This window comes from Sporichthya polymorpha DSM 43042 (assembly GCF_000384115.1).
Classification (GTDB): Bacteria; Actinomycetota; Actinomycetes; order Sporichthyales; family Sporichthyaceae; genus Sporichthya; species Sporichthya polymorpha.
Window position 1 is genome coordinate 396228 of sequence record NZ_KB913029.1, and the last position, 6293, is coordinate 402520.

At 73.2% G+C, this 6293-nt stretch carries 8 protein-coding genes; all 8 read right to left on the minus strand.

The genetic code is table 11. From position 1 onward, the window contains the following. A partial coding sequence (locus tag SPOPO_RS0101995; protein WP_169577144.1) for a LysM peptidoglycan-binding domain-containing protein occupies window positions 1-2061 on the minus strand: 2061 nt, incomplete at its 3' end. A 71-nt stretch (window positions 2062-2132) separates the two neighbouring features. Beyond that, window positions 2133-2651: a pilus assembly protein TadG-related protein gene (locus SPOPO_RS0102000; protein WP_019873107.1), complete on the minus strand. Its 519-nt coding sequence runs from the start codon at window positions 2649-2651 to the stop codon at window positions 2133-2135. After that, window positions 2648-3106 (minus strand): TadE/TadG family type IV pilus assembly protein, encoded by a 459-nt coding sequence (locus SPOPO_RS0102005; protein ID WP_019873108.1) that lies wholly within the window; start codon window positions 3104-3106, stop codon window positions 2648-2650. Before SPOPO_RS0102005 ends, SPOPO_RS0102000 begins: the two co-directional genes overlap by 4 nt. Beyond that, window positions 3103-3570: a TadE/TadG family type IV pilus assembly protein gene (locus SPOPO_RS27085; RefSeq protein WP_019873109.1), complete on the minus strand. Its 468-nt coding sequence runs from the start codon at window positions 3568-3570 to the stop codon at window positions 3103-3105. The genes SPOPO_RS0102005 and SPOPO_RS27085 overlap by 4 nt, the downstream gene beginning before the upstream one ends. Further along, entirely contained in the window at window positions 3570-3770 is a 201-nt protein-coding gene (locus SPOPO_RS0102015; protein WP_028984445.1) for a hypothetical protein, read from the minus strand. Before SPOPO_RS0102015 ends, SPOPO_RS27085 begins: the two co-directional genes overlap by 1 nt. A gap of 82 nt (window positions 3771-3852) precedes the next feature. Further along, window positions 3853-4794 (minus strand): type II secretion system F family protein, encoded by a 942-nt coding sequence (locus SPOPO_RS0102020; RefSeq protein ID WP_019873111.1) that lies wholly within the window; start codon window positions 4792-4794, stop codon window positions 3853-3855. After that, on the minus strand, window positions 4791-5642 hold the full coding sequence (locus tag SPOPO_RS0102025) for a type II secretion system F family protein (protein ID WP_019873112.1): 852 nt from the start codon (window positions 5640-5642) through the stop codon (window positions 4791-4793). The genes SPOPO_RS0102020 and SPOPO_RS0102025 overlap by 4 nt, the downstream gene beginning before the upstream one ends. A gap of 58 nt (window positions 5643-5700) precedes the next feature. After that, window positions 5701-6293, minus strand: a 593-nt coding sequence (locus SPOPO_RS34675) for an ATPase, T2SS/T4P/T4SS family (protein WP_019873113.1), incomplete at its 5' end; no start/stop codon positions are given.

Here is a 6293-nt window from a genome sequence, read left to right on the forward strand (position 1 = left end):
GTCCGCCAGGACGACTGGGCCGGGCAGTGGAGATGTGGGAGCCGGCTCGACCGTGATGTCCAGCAGGTCGCCTGCCGTGGTCAGCTGCGCCCGGTCGAGGCGTTGCGGGTCGAGGTCGATGCCGAGCGGCTCTAGCCGCCATGCCGTGTCCGTCGGCGTGAGCGTCCATCCCGGCGGCTCGCCCTCGGCGGCAGGGTGGGTGGTGATGAGGGAGCAACCGCGGTACGGCACGAGGGAGAGGCCCGTTCGCGGTTGGTCGGCGGAACCGTCGCCCGAGGCGGTCTCGCCTTCGATGAGGATCCCGGGAGCCCAGGTGTCCGAGAGGACTTGCCGGGCGCGGGCTGCGAGCAGGTCGGCAAGGCCGGCTTCGCTGAGGAGCGCTGCGATGTCGCGTTGGCGGGCAGCTGCCCATCGTCGCGCCAGCGTGGGCGCGAGGCCACGGGTTCGTCCGGCGTCGACGACGTTCTCCAGCGCGGATGGGATCCCACTGAGCACAATCTCCGCGCTCTGGGTGAGATTGCTCGTGCCGGCTTCGGCTGCGATGGCGTGCAGGATCGCGGTGGCCTCGCTCGCGGGACCAAGAATCCGCAGCGTGGCGGCGGCTTCGAGGTTGACGAGCACGACCTCGCTGTCGCTGACCCCGACGGCGACCAGTGCCGGGCACGGGTCGACCGGGTCCTCGATCTCCTGACTCACGCCGGATGCCTCGGTGCCGTCGGTGAGGTCAATAGCCCAGGTGCGGGCATCGACCGGCGTGAACGGTCCGGGCGGGTCGGGATCGTCGGCGGCGAGGTGCAGCGTGGCGCGAGCGGGATTGATTCGGACGACCTGCAGATCCGGCAGCTGCTGGCCGGTGGCGTGACGCGTTTCGGCGAGCTGGTGCAGCGCCTGCCGGAGCCCGGCGATGGCGGTCGCGGCGTTGGCGGTGCGCAGCCGCCGTTCGAGCGCCGCGGCGTCCTCTGCCGGCGCCCGGAGTCGTTCGCCCGGTCGGCGGAACCGTTGTGCGCGCCGGCGTCGGCGGGCCAGTTCCGCGGTTAGTCCGGCACACGCGATCGCGCTCAGGCCGAGGGTGAGCGCGCCGACCGCGATGGGAGACTCGGCGTCGGTCGGGTCGTTGGTCGTGTCGGTCGGGGCTCGCGCGGTTCGGCCGGCGCGGTCGCCGTCGGCGGGCGGGGCGACCCGCTCGACGACCTCCGCATTGCCGGGTCCGACGACGGTGTCGGGGAGGTCGTCGGCCGCGGAGAGGGCGGTCGTGGCGTGGGGTTTCGCCGCCGCGGCAGGGCGGGTGCTCCGGGGTTGCTCGGGTTCGGGCAGCCCTGTGGCGTCCGGCGGAAGCAGCAGGCGCCAGCCCGGATGGATGAGTCGCGGCAGGTGCAGCTCACCACCGCCAGGCTGCGGGCGGCCTCGGTTGAGGTCGTAGATTTCGCGCCAGCGCAGACCGTCGCCGAGGTGGCGTTCGGCGATGTCCCAGAGCGTGTCGTGGTGCGAGCCGTGCGGCGGTTGCACGACATACCAGCGCCCCGCAGGCAGGTCCGGCGACCTGTCCTGTGCCTGCGGATCCGGTTGCTTGATCCGCTGCGGCGGGACTGTGGCCTCGGCGGCCGTACGGTCCCGGTTCTCGGCCGGGGGCGACGCGCTCCCTGGCGGGTGCACTGTCGGGAGCTCGATCGCACGGGCTGGGGCGGCCGCTGCGTCGGGGACGCAGGGTGCCGTGAGGGCGGTGGTCGGTGTCGCGACCGCCGTGGCGGCCGGCGCGGTCAGCGTCACGCCGCCCGCGAGCAGGAACGAAGCGGCGAGTACGAGGTGGCGGGCAAGCTGCTGGTGCGGGCCGCTGAGCGGGATGGATCGGGGCAGGGGGGCGCTGCGAGCAGCGGCGGCGACCTCGGTGAGGACGGCGAGAGCGAACTGCGCCCACGCGATCCATACGACGGCGGCGAGCATGCCGATCACCGCGTCGTCGGTGAGCCGGCCGCCGACGACCGCCTGCTCGGGCATCGGGTTGCCAACAAAGGTGAGCAGAGCCACAGGGGGTCCCACGACAAACGCGGCCAGCATCACCAACGCAGCGACGGCACGTAGCAGCGACCTCCGGGCCGATGGGTGCGTCGTTCGGGTTCCGGTGGGGTCCATGGTCATGGCGTCTCCTCCCCCGCGGGAATGGCGGGCAGGGGTTCTTCACGGTCGATGCCGGTGAGTCCGCGGGCGGAGGCGGTGGCGCGCGCGGTGAGGGTGTCGATCCCGACGGCGGAGAGGATGGCCGTGGATCGGGTGATGCGGACGGTAACGGTCACGGTCTGGCCGATCACGCGCACGTCGCCCTCGCGGCCGCTGACGGTGAGGTGGCGTTCGGCCGCCGCGCGCGCGGCGGCCGGGTCCAACCGGAGCTCGCCGCCGCGGAGTGCCGCGTCGCGGGCCAGGACGTCGGCACCGGCGCGGGCGGCCTGCTCGGCGGCGGATCGCGCGTCCTGCTTCGCCGCGAGGGCGTACCCGCCGTCCACGACGAGACCGGCCATCGCGAGCAGGGCTGAGGTGAGGACGACGACGAACGGGGTGATGCTGCCCTCGTCGTCGTGCCCCGACCGTCGGCGGTCTGCTCGAGTAGCGACGGGAGTCGGACGGGTTGGGGCGGGGGGCACGGTGTGGAGGGTCATCCGTGGGCTCCTCGGTACCGGTCGATCGGGACATGCACGGTGGCGGTAAACGCCCGTGACCCGGGGAAGCCGGCCAGTCCCAGCCGGGCCAGGGAGATCACGCAGCGAACTCGCGCGGCGACCTCGCCACCGGGACGCAACGCGGTGGTGTCGATGTGCACGTCCAGGGCCTGGCACCGGTCGCCCAAGTTGGCGCGCGCCGCGTTTTCGCCGGCCAGCTCGGCGGTGGCGGCCGTGCGGGTGAGGGAGGCGGCCCGGGCGGCATCGGACGCGGCGGCGTCGACCTGACCTCGGGTCTGGGCGATCCTCCCGAGCCCGACCACGAGTACCAGCAGCGCGATCAACAGCGGCGCGAGGATCACCAGTTCAACGGCGATCGAGCCCCGCTCCCGATCGTCGGCGCCGGTGTCGTTGCCGCTGTCAACGTGGACGGGTCGGCCCCTGCTCGGGATCACGGGGCACCTCCCGATGTGGCGGCCGAGGTGGCGGGGATGAACCGCTCGATTTCTCCGCGGGCCTGCTCGTGGATGCCAAAGCTGAACAGGCCGCCCAGGATCGAGGTGGCGTGCCCGGACACGGTGACGATGACGTCGCCGGAGGTGCGGGTGACTTCGACGGAGGGGTCGCGCAGGATGGTCGGGCCGAGATCCTCGAGGCTGTCGGTGGCGTGTTGCCGGCCGTCCTGGTCGGTGCCGCCGTAGGCGCGGGCGGCCTGCACTCCGTCGCGGGCGGCTGCGGCGGCGACGTGCTGGGCATGGGCCACCAGCCCGAACTGAAGGACCATCAGGACAGCGAGCAGCAGGGCCGGCATGGTGATGACGAGCTCGACGCTGCTCGTCCCCGCGTCCCGTGGCGCGGTCGCGTCCCGCCGGCCTCGGGACCGACGCTCCGCCCTGAACGTCGCGGTGGCGGCGAGCATCATTCGGTTTGCAGGCCGTTGGCCTTGCTGGTGATCTTGGCGACGATGATGGCGACGATCGCGACGGCGGCCAAGGCCAAGGCGGCGGTGATGACGACGTACTGGACGATGTCCCCCGCGTCGTCGGGCCGATCGTCGGCCTCGCGCAGCGTGTTGTGACGGGCCTTCAGCACCGTCCACAGGGCGCTCAGATAGTGCATCTCCGGCACGGTGGTCTCCTTCGTCTGCTCGGGTGTCGGCGTCGTTGCGCGGACGCATGCTGGGATCGGTCAGGCGGGCCCATCACGTGCTGAGGACCGCGGCGAGGGCGGGGTAGGCGATGAGGATGAGGAACCCGAAGGCGAGCAGGACCTGGGCGATCCGCATGTTCTGATCGGCCTGGGCGGCGTGGCCTTCGGCGTCGGTGATGGCGCGTCGGCGCAGGGTGGCGGCGCGGGCGGAGAGGGTGTCGCGGACACGGGCGCCGTGGTCGCCGACGAGGGTGAGGCTGCCGGCCAGCTCGCGCAGCTCGGGCACGTCGATCTGCTCGCCGAGGCGACCCAGGCCCCGCCAGGGGCTGATACCGGCGAGGCGGGCCGAGGCCAGCGCGTCGCCCAGCATCCGGTGCGCCCACCCGTCGGAGAGGGCAGCGGCCTCGGGCAATGCCTGAGGTACTCCCCGTCCACCGGCCAGACACATGGCGACCAGGTCGAGGTAGCAGGACAGAGCGTGGCGGAACTCGCGGCGCCGCCGGTCGGCCTCGCGACGCAGGTCGAGGCCGGGCAGCAGGAAGCCGCCGATTGCCGCGGCCGGTGCCCCGATCAGCAGCACCGGCGTGGGCAGGACGAGTCCGGTCGGGGCAAGCAGCAGCGCGAAGCTCGGGAGGAGGCAGAAGGCGGCCAGCCCGGTGAGGACCGCCCGCCCGAGCAGCAGGTCGCGGCTGCGGCCGGTGACGGCCAGGTCGGCGTCACGTAACCCGGCCGGGCCGTGGGGGGAACGGCCCGGCCGGATCAGTGGGCCCAGGCGCACGAGGAGCAGGCGCCCGAGCCGGGCCTGACGACCAGCCCGCGTGACGGCGGTGAACGCGGCGGTCACGCTGGGGTCGGTGGCCGGTGTGTGGGACGTGCGGGCGGCGTCGAGGCGGCCGACGGCGACCGCCAGGCTCGGCCGCGCCGGCGCGAGCAGCGCGATCAGGGCGACCACCGACGCGCCCAGGGCTGCGAAGACCACGATCGCGGCGCTCATGGCGCGGTCCGCGCGGGTTCGACGGCCAACAGCCGCGGTGGCCCATCGGCGTCGGCGAGTGCCCGCAGCCAGGCGAACGCTGCACCGAACACCGCGGTGACTCCGACGAGGACGAGTTGCCCGGTAAAGGTGTCGTAGGGATCGAGGTAGGCGGAGTTGAGCGCGGCCAGCAGGCCGACGAACCCGACGGTGACGCCGACGATGATCCGTACCCCGGTGCGCAGCGCCTTGCGGCCGGCCTCGACCCGGCGTCGCATGTCGAGTTCGTCGCGCGCGGAGGTCGCCAGCGCGTCCAGGGTCGCGCGCAGGCCCGGGCCCCGCAGCCGGGCGTTGAGCATCAGCGCGGCCACGACCAGGTCGGCCGAGGGGTCGTCGAGGTCGTCGGCGAAGGCCCGCAGCGCGGCGGGCAGCGGTTCGCGGGCGCGGAGGCGTTCGGCGAGGCGTTCGACCTCGCCGCGGATGGGGGCGGGCGCCAGTGGCGCGGTCGCGGGAATCGCCTCGTCCAGGCCGATCGCTCCGGCGATGACGTCCTTGAGGCTCTCGGTCCAGCCGGCCAATGCCTCCAGCCGGGAGATCGCGTCCCGGGGGGCGGCCCCGGTTCCCATCAGGTGGGGCCAGAACCAGACCAGGGCGCCGGCAGCGAGTGCGGCGACCGGCCAGCGGGTCAGCACCGCGGTACCGAGCCCGACGGCCAGCGCCGCGGCTACTCGCGGGCTGACCAGGTGGGCGGGCATCCGGACCGGACGCCGCCAGTCTGCCTCCGGTGTCAGGCAGGCCACAGCCAGGAACCACACTGCGGCACCGAGGCCGCCGAACACCCCGATCGCGAGCAACGTGCGCGCCTCCACGATCCCTCCCCCCTTTTTCGTGACTGTGCTTCAGATTCGGCCGGTGTCGCGCCGCCCGTCAGGTGCCTGGAGGCCCGGGGTCGTAGCCACAGGCCACCAGGTCATCGAGGCAGCGGATCGGCACGCCGGCGCATCGCGTGGCGCGCCCGTCGGGCCCCGGCGCGAAAATCTCGCTCGACTGCACCCGATGGTCGAACCCGTTGACCTCCAGCACGGTCGACACGGTCCGCCGTACCCCTGCGCCTTCGGTGGTGGCGCTGCGGGTCTTGCGGCAGAACACCACGAAGTCCAGGGCGCCGCTTCCGCCTTCGCCGCCGGCGATGAGCTGGTGGGTGGCGTCGATGTCGAGGCGTTCCTCGGCCTGGCGGGCGTAGGTGGCGATCCGGTCGAACACCCCGCGCGGGGTGCGGGCGTGGATGGTGGACAGGGACCCGTCATTGCCTTGGCTCATCGCGTTGAGCATGGTGACGACCTCGGGGCCCAGGACCTCGCCGACGATGACCCGGTCCGGGTTCATCCGCAGGGTTCGGCGCACCAGTTGCGCCATGCTCACCGCGCCGACGCCTTCGCTGTTCGGTGGGGCGGCTTCGAGTTCGACGATGTCGGGGTGCAGCTCGGGGTGGGCGCGCAAGCCGAGCTCGAGGCTGTTCT